16 protein-coding genes are annotated in these 17,233 nt (G+C 37.2%); 1 reads left to right on the top strand and 15 read right to left on the bottom strand.

Translation table 11 applies throughout. The features are described from left to right. Nucleotides 1-278: 278 nt before the first annotated feature. From fabG to V6S17_RS06165, 7 genes are all read right to left on the bottom strand, one after another. Nucleotides 279-1,025, bottom strand: a complete 747-nt coding sequence (fabG, locus tag V6S17_RS06195; protein ID WP_029091965.1) for a 3-oxoacyl-[acyl-carrier-protein] reductase — start codon at nt 1,023-1,025, stop codon at nt 279-281. Further along, complete coding sequence (fabD, locus tag V6S17_RS06190; RefSeq protein WP_029091966.1) at nt 1,026-1,961, bottom strand: ACP S-malonyltransferase; 936 nt, start codon at nt 1,959-1,961, stop codon at nt 1,026-1,028. Next, a complete protein-coding gene (plsX, locus tag V6S17_RS06185) occupies nt 1,954-2,964 on the bottom strand; it encodes a phosphate acyltransferase PlsX (protein WP_029091967.1) in 1,011 nt (336 codons plus the stop codon). Before plsX ends, fabD begins: the two co-directional genes overlap by 8 nt. Before the next feature lie 29 nt (nt 2,965-2,993). Further along, entirely contained in the window at nt 2,994-3,569 is a 576-nt protein-coding gene (gene fapR / locus V6S17_RS06180; RefSeq protein WP_029091968.1) for a transcription factor FapR, read from the bottom strand. A gap of 103 nt (nt 3,570-3,672) precedes the next feature. Next, complete coding sequence (recG, locus tag V6S17_RS06175; protein WP_036027516.1) at nt 3,673-5,733, bottom strand: ATP-dependent DNA helicase RecG; 2,061 nt, start codon at nt 5,731-5,733, stop codon at nt 3,673-3,675. 72 nt (nt 5,734-5,805) lie between these two features. Beyond that, complete coding sequence (locus V6S17_RS06170; RefSeq protein ID WP_029091970.1) at nt 5,806-7,461, bottom strand: DAK2 domain-containing protein; 1,656 nt, start codon at nt 7,459-7,461, stop codon at nt 5,806-5,808. A gap of 33 nt (nt 7,462-7,494) precedes the next feature. Continuing rightward, nucleotides 7,495-7,857 carry an Asp23/Gls24 family envelope stress response protein gene (locus tag V6S17_RS06165; RefSeq protein ID WP_029091971.1) on the bottom strand — a complete coding sequence of 121 codons (363 nt, stop codon included), beginning with the start codon at nt 7,855-7,857 and terminating at the stop codon, nt 7,495-7,497. A gap of 265 nt (nt 7,858-8,122) precedes the next feature. On the opposite strand from V6S17_RS06165, the gene rpmB reads away from it, so the two are divergent. After that, nucleotides 8,123-8,311, top strand: coding sequence for a 50S ribosomal protein L28 (gene rpmB, locus V6S17_RS06160; protein ID WP_029091972.1), 189 nt, complete (start codon nt 8,123-8,125; stop codon nt 8,309-8,311). A 164-nt stretch (nt 8,312-8,475) separates the two neighbouring features. On the opposite strand, the gene V6S17_RS06155 is transcribed toward rpmB, so the two are convergent. The 8 genes from V6S17_RS06155 to V6S17_RS06120 form a co-directional block, all read right to left on the bottom strand. Continuing rightward, nucleotides 8,476-9,330: a MutS-related protein gene (locus V6S17_RS06155; RefSeq protein WP_161633714.1), complete on the bottom strand. Its 855-nt coding sequence runs from the start codon at nt 9,328-9,330 to the stop codon at nt 8,476-8,478. A 511-nt stretch (nt 9,331-9,841) separates the two neighbouring features. Then, a complete protein-coding gene (locus V6S17_RS06150) occupies nt 9,842-10,801 on the bottom strand; it encodes an IS30 family transposase (protein ID WP_069124469.1) in 960 nt (319 codons plus the stop codon). A 65-nt stretch (nt 10,802-10,866) separates the two neighbouring features. Continuing rightward, nucleotides 10,867-11,181 (bottom strand): hypothetical protein, encoded by a 315-nt coding sequence (locus V6S17_RS06145; protein WP_029092416.1) that lies wholly within the window; start codon nt 11,179-11,181, stop codon nt 10,867-10,869. Between the two features lie 1,053 nt (nt 11,182-12,234). Continuing rightward, entirely contained in the window at nt 12,235-12,873 is a 639-nt protein-coding gene (locus tag V6S17_RS06140; RefSeq protein ID WP_029092417.1) for a thiamine diphosphokinase, read from the bottom strand. Between the two features lie 14 nt (nt 12,874-12,887). Further along, entirely contained in the window at nt 12,888-13,541 is a 654-nt protein-coding gene (rpe, locus tag V6S17_RS06135; RefSeq protein WP_029092418.1) for a ribulose-phosphate 3-epimerase, read from the bottom strand. A gap of 1 nt (nt 13,542) precedes the next feature. After that, nucleotides 13,543-14,427, bottom strand: a complete 885-nt coding sequence (rsgA, locus tag V6S17_RS06130; protein WP_029092419.1) for a ribosome small subunit-dependent GTPase A — start codon at nt 14,425-14,427, stop codon at nt 13,543-13,545. 18 nt (nt 14,428-14,445) lie between these two features. Beyond that, a complete protein-coding gene (gene pknB / locus V6S17_RS06125) occupies nt 14,446-16,464 on the bottom strand; it encodes a Stk1 family PASTA domain-containing Ser/Thr kinase (RefSeq protein WP_029092420.1) in 2,019 nt (672 codons plus the stop codon). Next, nucleotides 16,461-17,213 carry a Stp1/IreP family PP2C-type Ser/Thr phosphatase gene (locus V6S17_RS06120; protein ID WP_029092421.1) on the bottom strand — a complete coding sequence of 251 codons (753 nt, stop codon included), beginning with the start codon at nt 17,211-17,213 and terminating at the stop codon, nt 16,461-16,463. Before V6S17_RS06120 ends, pknB begins: the two co-directional genes overlap by 4 nt. Nucleotides 17,214-17,233 lie beyond the last annotated feature (20 nt).

The raw sequence follows: 17,233 nt of genomic DNA, 5'->3' as shown, positions 1-17,233 counted from the left end.
TTGATTCATCCCCATTTAGAAAGGAAATTTTACAAGTTATTCCCACCATTACTTAAATAATAGCCTCTTGACTATCATGTCTAGGTGGTTTTAATCACTGACCGTGACAAAAGTTAATAAAATAGCTCTAAAAGCAATACTGGTATTATATACCAACACGTGAAAAAACTTATGTAATCTCACGGTTCATCACATATCTTCAAGTAGGTATTTATTGATAAATTAAGACAACTTGTTCGTTGACTCGATTACAATGTTTTACCAGGTTGAAGCTGCTTTTACATCGACATTCCGCCATCAACTGATAATGTTTGTCCTGTCATATAAGCACTTGCATCACTTACAAGGAAGGCTACCACGTCAGCAACGTTTTTTGTATTCCCCATTGCGCCTAAAGGAATTTGTGATAACATGCCTGATTTCACTTCTTCTGGTAGTACATCAGTCATATCTGTATCGATAAACCCAGGTGCTACAGCGTTTACACGAATACCACGCGGTGCTAACTCGCGTGATGCTGTTTTAGTTAAGCCAATCACGCCTGCTTTACTAGCAACATAGTTAGCTTGACCAGCATTACCTGTAATACCTACGACAGATGTCATGTTTACGATTGTTCCTTGACGTTTTTTCATCATTGGACGTGCAGCTGCTTTAAGGCATAAGAATGTGCCTCGTAAGTTAGCATTAATTACATCATCAAATTCTTCGGCTTTCATACGCATTAATAAATTATCTCTCGTAATCCCTGCATTGTTAATTAAGATATCAATGCCTCCGAAAGTATCCAACGTTTCTTTAAAGAGACGTTTTACATCGTCCTCATCAGCAACGTTCGCTTGTACAGCAATTGCTTCTGTGTTGTAATCAGCTTTAATTTTAGCGACTGTTTCATCCGCTGCTTTAACATTACCTGCATAATTAACAACAATTTTAGCACCGAGTGATGCTAATTTATACGCGATTTCTTGGCCAATACCACGAGAGGCACCTGTTACGATTGCAACTTTATTTGTTAATTCCATTTATTTACCCCCTAAGATAGCAAGTGTTGCTTCTAACGTTTCTAAATCTTGAACGTTATGAACAGTCACTGAACGATCCATTTTTTTCATTAATCCAGCCAATACTTTACCTGGTCCAATTTCAATGATTGTATCCACATCTTGTTCAATCAAATACGCCATTGTATTAATCCATTGTACAGGTGCTGTTAATTGTTGTTCTAATTTCACTTTGAAGTCAGCAGCTAACGTTGTTGGCGTTGCATCGACGTTCGTAATAACGGGTGTTGATGCGTCACTAAACGTCGCTGTTCCCAATAGACTTGCAAAAGCTTCAGCTGCCGGTGCCATTAATTCAGAGTGGAAAGGACCACTCACTTTTAAAGGAATAACACGTTTAACGCCCGCCTCATTTGCTGCAACTTGTGCGGCTTCAATACCTACAACTGAACCAGAAATAACAATTTGTCCTGGACAATTTAGGTTAGCTAATTGAACAATTTCACCACTTTGTTGACGTGCTGTTTCTAAAATCGCTTCTAAATCGGCTTCACTTGTACCCATGACTGCTGCCATCGCTCCAGTTGCCGCATCTTCCATCAACTCACCACGTTTATTAACCAATTGTGCGGCTTCTGCACTCGTAAGCACATTCGCTGCAACCAATGCAGAATATTCGCCTAAACTATGTCCTGCAACATAATCAGCTGTGATTCCTGCTTCTTTAACTAATGCTAACAATGCCGAACTTGTTGTTACTAACGCAGGTTGTGCAACACGTGATGCTTTTAAATCCTCATCTGAACCATTTTGAATAATATCTACTAAGTCAAACGGTAATAATGCGTTTGCATCATCAAAGATTTTTTTTGCAATTGGTGAAGCTGCATAAGCATCCATACCCATACCAATAATTTGTGAACCTTGTCCTGGAAAGACAAATGCTAATTTACTCATTTGTAGTTTCCTCCTCTTTTGTTTGTTGTAACGCACTATTTATATTACCAATGATGTTTCCTTCAACCATTTGAATCGCTTGCGTGACTGTGGTTGCTATTGCATGCGCATTTGAAGAACCATGTGCTTTTACTACTGTTCCTGCTAGCCCAAAAAGACAAGCACCGCCATAGTTGCTGTAATCCATCATATCTTTAATTTCATAAATTCCTTTGCGCATTGTTAAAGCGCCTAGTTTACTAAGAGGTGTCGCTGTCATTGCGCCTTTAATCATTTTCATCAAGTTACCAGCTGTGCCCTCAATTGTTTTAAGCACCATGTTCCCTGTAAAACCATCTGTAACGACAACATCAGCAACGCCATTTAACAAATCACGTGCTTCAACATTCCCTACGAAATTAATCACACTGCTAGCGTCAAGAAGTGCAAAGGCATCTTTCGTTAAATCGGTGCCTTTATTATGTTCTGTTCCGATATTAAGCAAGCCCACTCGTGGACGCTCAATTTTTTTCACAGCTGACACATAAGCGGAACCCATCATCCCAAATTGCAAAAGGTGTTCTGGTTTCGCATCTGCATTTGCTCCTGCATCAAGTAAAACAAAACCACTACCATCTACTGTTGGAATTGTTGGTGCTAATGCAGGACGTTTAATGCCCTTCATACGCCCAACGACAAATAATCCTGCACTCATTAATGCACCGGTGTTTCCTGCTGAAATACAGGCTTCGGCTTCACCATCTTTAACTGCTTTAGCGGCTAATACCATGGATGCTTGTTTCTTTTTACGAACAGCTTCAACGGGACTATCTGTGCTCTCAATTTTTTCTTCCGTGTGTACGATTTCAACATTGCTTAACTGCTCTAGATAAGGAGCCATTTTAACTTTATCCCCATAAAGTTGAAACGTCACGTGACTGTGTTTTTTTGCGGCTAGCATGACACCCTCTACTGTTGATTGTGGGGCATGATCGCCACCCATTGCATCAATGGCAATTTTCATAAGTCTTTCGTCTCCTTTTGATAGGTCTTCTACTCTTGCGAATCTGCTTCGGGATACATTTCAAACGTGCCTTTTAAGACCACGTGATTGTCCACATAACTTTCCACTTTTACAATTCGAATGGTATGACCAATTGATTTTTCATCAACTTTAACCTTACAAATAACGCGATTTCCTAATTGAGCTGACTTCACAAACTTTACATTTGCTTGTGCCGTCAATGCACTATCGCTGCCCATTACGGCTACTGCTAATGAATTGGCTTGTGCAAACAAATAGTGCCCTCGTGCAATTTTATTTCGTTGAAAAACATGTTCCTCTTCTATTGTAAAGATTGATATTGCACGTTTATCTAATTCCAAATCAATCACATCACCGATAATATCTTCCAACGGCAATGAACGTACTTCGTTTTGAAATTGACGATTGGCAACATCTTCTACACGTTTACGCAGTTCGGGAATACCAATTTCCATGCGATCAAGACGAATAGTTTGTACACTCACATTAAATTGTGTCGCCAACATATCATCAGTTGTAAATGGATTACGTTCAATCGTTTCAACTAATAAGCGCTGCCGATCTTTTTTCGCATGTTTTCTCATAACTTGTTTTCACTCCTCTTTAGCACTTAGTACTAATAGTCAATAACAATCTCTTACCCATTATACAAAGAAACGTTATAGGTCGCAAGTCTTCTACAGTCGTTTAATCTAATTGTCCCGCTTCTACAGCTAATTGGTGTTCAACTGCGGCGGCAAGTGCTTGATATTCTTTTGTTTTAAAGCGCTTTTCTTTTACAATCGCCATGGCGTCATCGCGTGCAACTTCGAGGACACGATAATCTTCAACTAAATCTGCAACTTTAAATTGCGGGATACCACTTTGTTTATTTCCAAAGAAGTCTCCTGCACCACGAAGTTCTAGGTCACGTTGCGAAATAACAAAACCATCATTTGATTCACACATAATTTGCATACGTTCTTTACCGTTGTCAGTCTTAGGATCAGCCACTAAGTAACAATAAGATTGATAACCACCTCGTCCCACACGTCCACGCAATTGATGTAGTTGACTTAATCCAAAGCGTTCTGCATCGTAGATAATCATCGTGCTAGCATTGGGAACATTGACCCCCACTTCAATAACAGTTGTGGTCACTAACATCTTGATGTCTCCCGCTTCAAAGGCTTGCATAACAGCTTCTTTCTCTGCTGATTTTAACCGACCGTGCATTAAACCAATTGGAATCTTATCCCCAAAGTACTGTTGCATTTGCTGATGTAAATCAAATGCATTTTGTAAATCCATGTTTTCTGATTCTTCTATCAGAGGTGCTACCATATATATTTGACGCCCGCTGGCAATTTCATTCCGCGTAAAAGCCAAGACATCAGGCATTTGCTCATGTTTAAACCATTGTGTCACAATCGGTTTTCGTCCTGCGGGAAGTTCGTTAATTACACTAACATCCATTTCACCAAACGCCGTAATGGCTAACGTTCTTGGAATGGGGGTTGCTGTCATAAACAACACATCTGGTTGTTCCCCTTTTTCACGAAATGCACGACGCTGATTTACACCAAAACGGTGTTGCTCATCTGTGACTACTAAACCTAAGCGATGGTACACAACATCCTCTTGAATAAGCGCATGTGTCCCGATTAATACATCGAGTGAACCGTTGGCTAGTTGTTCATGTAATTGTACACGATCTTTTTTCTTTGTTGAACCCGTCAACAACGCTACTGAGATATTAAATGGTGTTAACAGGCGTGTCAATTCCGCAAAATGTTGTTCAGCTAATATTTCCGTTGGCACCATGAGTGCTGCTTGAAAACCTGCATTAATTGCTGAAAACATCGCGATTGAGGCAACAACTGTTTTTCCAGACCCAACATCGCCTTGAAGTAATCGATTCATGTGAGTGACTGAACGCATATCTCCACAAATTTCATTCACCACACGCTTTTGAGCTCCTGTTAACTCAAATGGTAACGAAGCTATATAACGGCGTAATTCTTGCACATCATATTGGATCGAGATGCCACCACTTTGTTCTTTGTCTCGTTGACGCATCAATTGCATCTTTAATTGAAACAGGAGCAGTTCCTCATAAGTATAACGGCGTCTCGCTTGCAGTAAAACACCTGGATCAGTCGGGTAATGTATCGCTTCATAGGCATCATGGCTATCGATTAACTGATAATGTTGTCGTAATGATTCGGGCAGCAATTCAGGTATCTGTTCATGATAAGCCTCCCATGTTGTTTTTAACCATTTTTGAAACTGCGATTGTTTTAAGCCTTCTGTCATGTGATAAACGGGTTCTAATTTCTTCTCATCACTTTCAGTTTCACTGCCACTCACTAAGAAATATTTTGATGCAGAAATTGCTTGCCGTGCGCGATCCCACTTGCCGCTGACACGAATTTGCTCACCTACATTCAATTTACTTTTTAGATACGCTTGATTAAAAAAGGTGATTTGTACAACGAGATGATCTACTTTGAGTTTAAAAGTTAAACGATTACGTTTTGGACCAAAATACGCGACCATAGCAGGCGTAACAATTTCACCAATTACATTAACACGTGTATCATGTGCCGCTTGGCTCAAATCAACCGATTCATTATTTTCATACCGAAAAGGGAAATAGCCCAACATATCTGCTACTGTTTCAATATGCAAACGTTCTAATTTTTCCGCTGCACTCGGACCAATACCTTTTACAAATTTAATAGGCGCATTTGCCAAATCCACTTTCATGAGAAACTCCTTTCTAAAAAAAAGGTCCATCACAAACAATTGCGATGGACGATTTCCACTAACTATTAATATTTATTCGACAGAAAATAAGTAAGGATAAACCGCTTGATTACCTTCTTTAATTTCAATTTCAACATCTTCAAATTTATTTTCAATGCGTTCAGCAATTGCTTCTGCATCTTCGATGGTTGCTTCTTCACCTGTGATAATTGTAACTATCTCAGTATCTTCTTCAATCATCTGTACCAATGTGTTGAAAGCTGCTTCATCACGCGCTTTTTCAGAAAGAACGATTGTGCCTTCAACAATACCGATAAACTCATCTTTAACAATTTTAACACCTTTAATTTCGGTATCACGAACAGCTGTTGTAATTGAGCCGCTACATACACTCTCAAGCGCTTCGTTCATTTCTGCTTGATTATTTTCAAACGTTTCGTCTGGCATATATGCGAAACAAGCTGCTAAACCTTGTTGAATCGTTTTGGACTTCACCACTGCTATTTGTGTCGTTTCAGACATTTCAACTGCTTGATCTGCTGCCATAATGATATTTTTATTATTAGGTAAAATAATCACATGTTTCGCATTTGCTTGTTCAACTGCACGCAATAAATCAGCTGTGCTCGGGTTCATTGTTTGGCCACCTGATACTATAATATCCACATTTAAACTCTTGAATATTTCATCCAAGCCTGCTCCAGATGATACAGCAATCACTGCTACATCTTTTTTAGGAGTTGCTGCAGGTGCTTTTTTACCTTGCAAGTCAGAATTTTGTTCGCGCATATTATCCACTTTAATCTTAAGCAATGGTCCAAAAGATTGACCATAATCAATGACTTGACCTGGCGTGTTGGAATGAACATGTACTTTCGCTATTTCATCATCTGCAATGACAATCAGTGAATCCCCGTAATCAGCTAATGTGTTACGAAATTGATCTTCATTGAATGCTTTTTCACCAGGATTATTAATTTGGACCATAATTTCAGTACAGTAACCAAATTTGATATCTTCCGGATTCATGTAGTCAGTTACTGCGTTTTCGTGTTCAATTGTTACTAAATTAGATAATGATGTTGGTTGTAACGGTGTCGCTTGCGCTTCACCTTTTAATTCAGCTAAAAACGCTTGATAAACGATTTGTAAACCTTGGCCGCCACTATCAACTACGCCAACTTCTTTTAATACTGGCAAGAGGTCTGGCGTGCCCGCTAATGAACGTTCGCCTGCTTCTGTAATAATAGCCATCAGTTCAACAACATCTTCAACACCGTTATTCACAGCCTTAATACCTGCTTCTGCTGATTCACGAGCCACAGTTAGGATTGTTCCCTCTACTGGTTTCATCACGGCCTTGTAGGCTGTTTTAACACCGTTATCAAACGCTTGTGCTAGTCCACTCGCATTAATTTCTTCTTTATCTTCAATTGTTTTAGAAAAACCGCGGAATAATTGTGAAAGAATCACGCCTGAATTTCCTCGTGCTCCCATAAGTAAGCCTTTTGAAAGATGTTTACCAACAATAGCTACTGTTGCGCTTTCATGTTTCAATACTTCCTCTGCACCTGCAGTCAATGTCATACTCATATTTGAGCCTGTATCTCCGTCCGGTACTGGGAAAACATTTAGTGAATCCACATATTCTGCATTCGCTGCAAGCTGTGTTGCGCCTTGCGCAATCATCGCTGCTAACTTATCTCCATTTATCGTCTTTATAACCACTTGTGATTATCCTCCTCTTTAGCCTTTTATTGGCTAATCGATCATCAAACGAACATCTTGAATATAAACATTAATTTCTTCTGCTTGAATATTCAGTTGCTTCGCTAGATTATATTTAATATTTTCTTGAATGTTACGTGCGACTTCAGAAATCTTCACACCGTATGTGACAACGACATAAACATCCACAACATAACCTTTGTCATTTCTGCTTACGACAACGCCTTTTGAATTATTTTCTTTTTTTAACAGGTCAGTAAAACTATCGCGAATATTTTTTTTAGAAGTCATGCCTACTACGCCAACTTGACTTGATGCCACATCGCCAGCTATTGTTGCAATAACTTCATCTGCAATATCAATCTGTCCCAATTTAGTTTCGATTTCAATAGACAATTAAATTCCTCCCTATTTCTTTAGTGCATTACTATCCACTTTATTCTACACTAGTACTGAGTATAAATAAAGTGACTTCTATCAATAAACAGCTGTCAAGTAAAAAAACTTTATAGATAAGTGATTTTGACTTGCAAACGTTAGATATATATGATAAATTAATTAAGTGTGTTAGAACACCGAAATCGTATAGATACTTATACACAACTTTGATTGACGAATTTCATCGCAATCATCATCTTCACGCAAAGGAGGAAATTCTAAAATGGCAAAACAATGTGTAATTACTGGACGTAAAACTTCAACTGGTAACCGTCGTTCTCACGCTTTAAACGCTAACCGTCGTACTTGGAAAGCTAACTTGCAAAAAGTTCGTATTCTTGTTGATGGTAAACCTAAAAAAGTATGGGTTTCAACTCGTGCATTAAAATCAGGTAAAGTTGAACGTGTTTAATTTAACCTAAAAAAACCATCTTCCACTGGAAGATGGTTTTTTATTGTCTATATTTTGAATAATTCAGAGTTCATTTTAAAAACACAAATACTATTACTTGTTGGATTGATACTGCTATTTTTCATTTCATTCCTTCTAAAGTTCTCTTTTACTTATTTTCGCCATTACTTTATATATGTTCTTCTATATACAACGTTATCAATCCCCCCAACACTATCAATCAATTTACTAATACGCTTCGCTTCCATAACAACTTCTGCCGGAAAATCATAGGCTGCTAAAATCCCAATAGCATTTCTTATTTTTGAAATACCCTTTTGCAATTTGTAATCAAACTCAATCTGTTCACCTACTACTTTATTGGAAAAATGGTAATTAACAAAACCTCTCATCCCTACTTCTGCTAGCATTAAATCATGCGTGGCAATACAAACCTTTAATTCATCAAATTGATTAAACCATTTCATCAACGCTAGAGAAGCAGAAATACGCTCATTAGCATTTGTTCCTTTCAAAATTTCATCCATAATCACTAATGTCGGCTGTTTTTTTGCAACTAAAGTCAATAAGCGTCGGATTGATTTGGTTTCTGCAACAAAAAAACTCTCTCCTGTTAAAAGATCATCCTTAATAGCCATCGATGTTTGCACAACTATCTTGTTTAACACTGCTTTTTCAGCTACAACAGTATTAATAGCTTGCGCCAAAATAACATTAAGGGCCAAAGCTTTTATGAAGGTGGATTTTCCAGCGGAATTGGTTCCCGTTAAAATAATGTTATCATTCCATGTTAACGAATTAGGCACTCCTTCTTCTGTTAGCGGGTGGACCATTTCTTTAAATAGGAATCTATCTACGTCAGAAAATACTGGTATCGCGTAAAATGATAAGGTCTCTCGATATTTACAGACACTTATATTAATGTCCAACTTTGCAAGCGCATGCCAGATAATTGCAACATCACTTTGCTTTTTCGCTATTGAACCTAGCATAAAATTATATAATATTAAATCAAACAAAAAAACACCACGAAAAACGTTGAATAGATTAATACCTCCGTCCAATGAATTGCGATTAAAAAAAAACGCAAGTAAACGGAAACTAAGCAACCTTTTATAACTTAACGTTAAATTAGCGCTCTTTTTCCACTTTATATAAAGAGCACTACCCTTTAATAATCGTGCTAAATAAAAAACACGGTTCAATTCATATTCTAAAGTTAACTTTGTCCGATAAAAATAGAAGACATTAAATAAACTGACAGCAATCGTTGTAAGTAGCCACACTTTCATCGAAATTAACAGTAGTAAAAAACATATAATCGGTAAGGTAGCACAGTAAAGATAACGCTTTTTTATGTGTGGTGCTAAACGTCTAGAAAAGAAAGCAGACGTATCAGATCCTTCTAAATAGCCCGTTCTTTGGAACATTTGCGTTAAACGCTGACGTGAACATTTATCCGTTTCGAGCTTTTCAATTAATGCTTCATCAATAACTGACTCACGCTTTTTAATATTATTATTTTATTTGTCAAATTAAGCTAGACAAAATATCATTATTAACATAACTCAAAAATACTTCCAATGGTGTTTTATAGTTCAATGACTTTCTAGGAATGTTATTTCTTTTAGAAGCAACAGACTGAATGAACGCTTCATCAACTTCATTGAAATTCATTCTCTTAGGTAGTCCGTCCTTGCGTAATAATCCGTTGGAGTTCTCATTTAACCCTCTTTGTGAGGGAGTACCTGGATCAGCAAAGTAGATATTAATATCATTGGAGTTACTGACAGATTTCCAATTAGAAAATTCTTTACCACAATCAAACGTAATAGACTTAAATAAATGAGTGGGAATTGTTTTAAACCAGTTGTTTAAACTGTTTTCAATATCTATTGCTTGTCTGCCGGTAGGTTTCAACGTAATAATTACTTTTGATAGTCTTTCAACTAAGGTAATAACAGCACTTTTATGATTTCTGCCAACGATAGTGTCACCTTCAAGGTGACCAAACTCACTTTTGAAGTGACGATTTTCCTTATCACGCTGATGAATCGTTCTTTTAAAAGCTTGTTTACCTCTCTTTTCTTTGTGACCATTCGGCTTTCTTTTCCCTTTCATTGGTAAGGCGGCTAAGTTAAAATAGCCACGCTTAAATAGTCTATAAAGAGTACGAACAGAACAAGAAATAGGAAACTCGTTACGACCAATAATCACGTCTGGTGTCCACCCTTGAGCCACTTTCTTTTGAATATAGTCAGTTTCATTATCAGGTAAAAGGATAGGAAGTCTCCCACAATTTTTTTTATTATTTTTGTATCGTTGGTAGTAATCTAGCATAGATAAACCATCATCTAAAGCGTTGTAAACATTATAAATAGTTTGTCTCGAACGTTTTAAAGTCTCTGCAACAAATTTAACTTTCTTAGTTTGATGATAATATGATTCTATTAAAACGAGTTCATCTGTAGTAAGATGTGTATAGGTCATTTGTGATCACTCTCCTTGTTTTCTTTCGTCGGAAATACAATTTGAGTGTATCACAAATGATTTTTTTAATTGTCTAGCTTAATTTTACAATCGGCGTTATATAAATATTCCTCACCAATACTAGTATGACAATAATTGATGCGGTTAAATAAACGATCAAGTTCTAAATCAGACCAAGTTGTTTCATCAACATCTAGTGAGCAGTTATCATTGTGGTGGTTTTCATAATAATGTTTAATATCCGAAATAGTCACTAAATGTTGATTATGGTAATCTTTATCCCAGAAACGAAAACTTCTTTTTTTACATTTTCGTTTTACAAACAAATTATGGGCCGATTGTGCTAGAACAATTGCGCTGAAAATTAACCAAAACACCATTGAGATAACCTCCTTATTATATGAAACACCTATAATAAATACATTTTTTTGCTGTAACTATTTATCGTAACTTTAACATACCTATGTTTATTTGTAAAAAGGTTTCCATATTAACACTCACTAACACTTCAAACTAATTGAACACAAATTTCATAACAAGATTAAAACAGCTAATACTATAATTTATCGAGCTGGTGGCAAACTATATCTCTAAGACTATATGGTTAGACCATAGTTAAAGTAAGTCATCTCAAAACAATTTTCCTAAAGGCGTTTTTTCTTATTTTATTAATAATGAATGCAAAAGTTAAATAAAAAACAATAGCTACAATTACGACAACCGATATTTTTATCTATTTCCAAAAAATCAGCACGCATAGTTAACCTGCTGATTTTTCCACTACTTTCAACACCAAACAAGTCGTTTTCATTCTCGAATCTTCAAATTTTTAATAAAAGTAGGCTTAGTAATTTTGTTTATATTGTCTGTCTCCAGCACTTCAACATAAAACATGGTGGTGGAATATAAGAATTGTTACTCAATTGCGCTATAGCATCGTACTCAATTTCCGATGAAATTTCCGTCCCATATCGACCTTTTAACCCGTAAAAAAGGATTGGCGCTCGCTTTCTTGAAGATTTGGTGCTGTTTGTCGCTGCATCCCATACTACTCTCGTAAAGCTTTTAACTACTGATTGGTATTCTCGTAAAGCTTCTAACTACTGATTGGTACTCAATTGCTTACGCAATTTCCGTCCCATACTGTCACTGTAAGCTCATGACTTCGCAACAATGACAGTAATTTCATAACAAACAAAAAACTCACTAGACCTGAAATCTAAATTTGGGAGAGTAGTCTCTTTGGCGCTTTTTTCTATCTCCAGTTGCAACACCTATTCTCTTGCAAAATTTCAGAACAAATAAAAAACATTAGACCTGAAATTTAAGTTTGGGAGCAGACATGGAGCAGTCTGCATAAACTAAAATTTCTAGCCTAACGAATGTTTTTTATTTTTCCATTTTTTTAGAGAATGAGCAAGGTGTTTCCACTTTCAATCGTGGCTTTGGCTCATTAAAATGAGTCCTTCAGAAAATGATAAAACACCGTGTTCATCAACAAATTCATTGCTTGAGAGTGCTGATCCAAAAGGATACGTTGCGTTGTTTAGCGGGTATTTAAACCCTTCCAGCGTCAAACCGGTCACTTCTGCACTCACAACTGTAAAAGCAATGTACTTCATTTTATCTTGCTTTTCAAGCTCATATCGGCCGGGTTGATACATCTTAAGTGTGTTTTGTTTATCCACAAACGTGGTAACTGGTATCGCTGCTTGATAAGACTCATATGTAAGCATAAATAAGTTGGCTAATGTATGATCCATACGCCCACCTGTTGCACCAAAAACTAAGATTTCATCGGCTTTTTGATTTAATGCATAAGTAATACCTAGCATCGCATCCGTTTCATCTTTTTCAGCCGGATATTGTTCTACAAAAACAACATTATCTCTAACAAATGCTAATTCTTTCGAAGACAATGAGTCAAAATCGCCCATAGCGGCTTTAGATGTAATCCCCATTTCTAATAAACGGAAAGCACCTCGATCAATCCCCACCCAATAATCGTCTTTATAAGGAGTCAAGTCAGGCACGTTACTCATTGGACCACCAAGTAATAAACAGATTCTCACTAGAAGACCCCCTCTTAATTAATTGCTTTTTTCAGTGTTTCAATTGCTGCTTTACGATTTTCTTTATTATAAATATATGAACCTGCTACAAAGACGTTAACACCGGCATCTGCACAAAGTTTAGCAGTGGTTTCATTTATTCCACCATCAACTTCTATCTCAATGTCTCTGCCTGTTGCATCTATCATCTGGCGAAGTTCTTTCATTTTAGGTATCATATCCTCAATGAAGGATTGGCCTCCGAATCCAGGATTAACTGTCATAATTAAAACCATGTCAACATCGTTAATCACGTATTTCAAAGCATCCAGCGATGTACCTGGATTCAAAACAACCCCTGCCTTAACGCCAAAACTATGAATTAACTGAATCGTACGGTGGACATGAGGACAAGCTTCCACATGTACTGTAATGATATCGGCACCTGCTCGCGCAAAGTCTCCAATGTAACGGTCAGGGTCTACAATCATCAAATGAACATCTAATGGTAATTTAGTTGTCGGACGAACAGCTTCAACGATATTAGGTCCAAATGTAATGTTAGGTACAAATTGTCCATCCATTACATCAATATGAATATAATCAGCACCGCCTTGTTCAACTGCGGCAATCTCTTCACCAAGTTTTGAAAAATCGGCACTTAAAATTGATGGGGCTATTTTTTTCATGTTAATACCTCCGTTTTTTTTGTTGTATTTCAATTAAAAACGATGAATAATGTTTGTATCTAAACGCTGCAATGTCACCTGTTTCAACGGCTTCTTTCACCTTACAATGTGGTTCATTTTGATGGACACATCCACGATATTTACAGCTACCTTGTTGCATAAAGTCTGGGAAACAATAACCCAAACCTTCTGGTGTTAAGTCTGTTATATCAATTTGGCTAAAACCTGGTGTGTCAGCAATGTAGCCTGATCCAAAAGGTAATAATTCAACATGTCGTGTTGTATGTTTACCACGATTTAATGCTGCTGAAATGATGCCTGTTTCTAATTTCCATTCAGGGTGTAATGAATTTAAAAATGTTGATTTACCAACACCTGATTGTCCAGCAATTACACAAACATTATCACCGAGCCATTCTGCTGCATGTTCTTTGATTGATTCTTGTTTGTACTCATTTAAAATGATTACTTTATAACCCATTTTAACATAGACATCCGTTGTTTTTCTGATTTCTGTTTGCTCTTCATCAGATAATAAATCCATTTTAGTAATGAACATTAATGGCGTGACATTTTCTTTTTCAATGGCCACCAGAAAACGATCAATCAACGTGGTTGAAAGATCGGGTTCTGCTGCTGAAAAAAACAGCCATACTTGATCAACGTTCGCAATAGGTGGACGAACAAACGAATTATCTCGCTTGCCCATCGCGCGAATGTAACCTTCTTTTTTGTTGTCTGCTTGAAATTCAACCCAATCACCTACTAATGGTGTTATACCGCTAGCACGAAAGTTACCTCTCGCTCGTGTTTGGTACATTTCTTTTTCTGCTGTTTCTACATAGTAGAAGCCGCTTAATGACTTTACAATTCGACCTTTATGCAAATTCTCACTCCTTTAGTTTTATTCATAAACAACGGTATCTTGCTCAATTTTTTCGCCATCACGTTCAATAATGTAGGCACCTTCAGTTTTTGCATCTAACACAAAAGATAACGTGACATCATGGTCTTCTGTAATCGAGAAGGATTGATACACATCACTTATTTTATGCGTTTTATCTTTAAGATATATTTTTATGTTTTGTGATGTTTTTTCTTTTTCACTAGAAGATGAGTCATTGCCTTCGTCTTCCTCATCTTCTTTTGTAGGATCACCTGCTATATCTTCGTCACCCGTATATTTAATCGTCAGTTTTCTATCAATCGTTTTCTCCGGTTTTTCAACACCTTTAGAGATAACAACGGCTAATGCCTGACCTTTATTCATCGCTGTACCTGCTTCAGGTGTTTGTGAGATGACTTGACCTTCTGCAACCTTATCTGAAAATTCATCAGTGGTTGTCAATTCGAAGCCATTATCTGTCGCATAATCTTTCACAGAACTTTTATTGTAACCTGATAAATCTTTCAAGGTGATAGCAGCTGGTCCTGAACTAAATTCTAACTCAATTGTTGTCTCGCTAGGCACAATTTTTAAGCCTTTTTGAATACTTTGCGAAGTAATTTCATTAGTCTCTATTTCATCACTATTTACTGGTGTAGTTGTTACTTTTTTGAAGCCCGCTTTTTCCAGCTCTTCTTTTACATCATCGATATTTTTACCTCGGTAATCATCAATTGCGAATTCTTTCTTTCCGATGGAAATAAAGAGATCAATTGTGTCACCTTTTTTGAGCTTTTCACCCGCTTCTGGATCGGTCTTAATGATATAGCCTTTTTCAACTTTATCACTGTTTTGTTCCGTTGTTTTACCAATACGAAAACCATCTTTTTGTAAACGAGCAATCGCTGCCTGCTGCGATATATTAGTGACGTCAGCTACAGCATATGTTTTTTGACTCGTGTAGTAAAAGTATGAACCCACAATCCCAGCTATGGCTATGAATGCGATGATAATAATAAGCCACCGGCGCTTTTTATTTACTTTTTTGTTGCTCTTTTTTTCTTTTTTCTGATCGATAATTGGTTCATCAACCTTATTCGTTTCCAAACCTTCAATGTCGGCAATCTTATCTTTAATTGTTGCTGTTTGAATGGGAATTGTTTTTGTTTCGGAATAATCAGCGGAATGAATATCATACGGTGCTTCATTGATACGACTAGGCATTAAGGCTGTCGCAATGTCTTCTTTCATTTCTTCAACAGTACTGTAACGATTAATTGATTCTTTTGCCGTTGCTTTCATCACGATGTTTTGTAAACTCATTGGAATATCAGGCACTTTATCTGATAGGAGTGGCATCGGTGATTGTAATTGTTGAATTGCAATGGCAACAGGAGATTCACCGTCAAACGGTAAAATACCTGTAATCATTTCGTAGAGCATGATTCCTAAAGAATAAACATCCGATTTAGGCGTCGCGACACCCCCACGCGCCTGTTCAGGCGAGAGATAATGCACAGAACCTAAGGTAGTATTCGTTTGCGTCATCGATGTTTCAAATAACGCCATCGCAATACCAAAATCTGTAATTTTAGCATTACCCTCTGCATCGATTAAGACATTTTGAGGCTTAATATCTCGATGGATAATATGTTGCCCATGCGCATGAGAAATTGCAGATAATATCTGCAGCATCATACGTACAACAATCGATAAGGGCAATGGCGCAGCATGATTAATATAAGCTTTTAAATCCATCCCCGCAATGTACTCCATAACGATAAAATGATTATCATGGTCCTCATCAACATCAAAAATATCAACAATATTAGGATGCATTAATTGTGTGGTTGCTTGTGCTTCTCTTCGAAAGCGGCGAACGAGTTGTTCTTCATTGGCCATGCTAACACGCATTAGCTTTACTGCTACATCTCGTTCCAGAATAACATCACGCGCAAGATAGACATTAGACATTCCCCCGCTACCTATCACACGAAGAATTTCGTAACGACCACTCAGTCGTTTTCCAATTATCATAACTCGTCACCTCCCTTTTCAGAAACAGCAATAATAACTGAAATATTATCTTGCCCACCATGAGCATTTGCAGCATCAATTAGTTTTTTTACTTTATCTTCAATCGTCAGTTTCGAAGTCAACAGGGTAATCATCTCTTGTTCGGTCAAAGCGTCATTCAAACCATCTGAACAAAGCAACAAAATATCTTTGCTTTCTTTTTCGATAATCTGACATTCAACTTTTACAAATCCCGATACACCCAAAGAACGTAATACAATATTACGTCGCGGATGAATCTTCGCTTCTTCATTTGAAATTTCACCTTTTTTTACAAGCTCTTGTACCAATGAATGATCTTCTGTTATTTGCTTGAACTCTTTTTCATTAACGATATAGGCACGGCTATCGCCTACATGCGCAATAGCTAATGTGTCCTCATCGATATCAATCGCACAAACAATCGTTGTTCCCATCCCTTTTAGGTCAGGGTTTAACTCGCCTTCTTGAAAAAGTTTCTCGTTAATTAATTGAAGAGTTTGACCCAACCATCTTTGTGCTTGGTCATCATCCATACGAATCATTAACTTCTCAAAATAAGTGGTTAAGTAACTCACTGTCAACTCACTGGCGATTTGCCCAGCGCGATGACCACCCATCCCATCAGCAACAACAAATAGTTGTTGTCCTGTTTGGTTTGTGATAATCGCCACACGGTCTTCATTATTTGTTCTGACTTTACCTTTATCTGTTTGGCCTACTGCTCTCATTTATATTCACCTCTATACAA

The organism is Brochothrix thermosphacta DSM 20171 = FSL F6-1036 (assembly GCF_036884295.1).
Lineage (GTDB): Bacteria > Bacillota > Bacilli > Lactobacillales > Listeriaceae > Brochothrix > Brochothrix thermosphacta.
The sequence above is the reverse complement of the archived record's forward strand: the minus strand, read 5'-3'. Positions and strand labels throughout refer to the sequence as shown.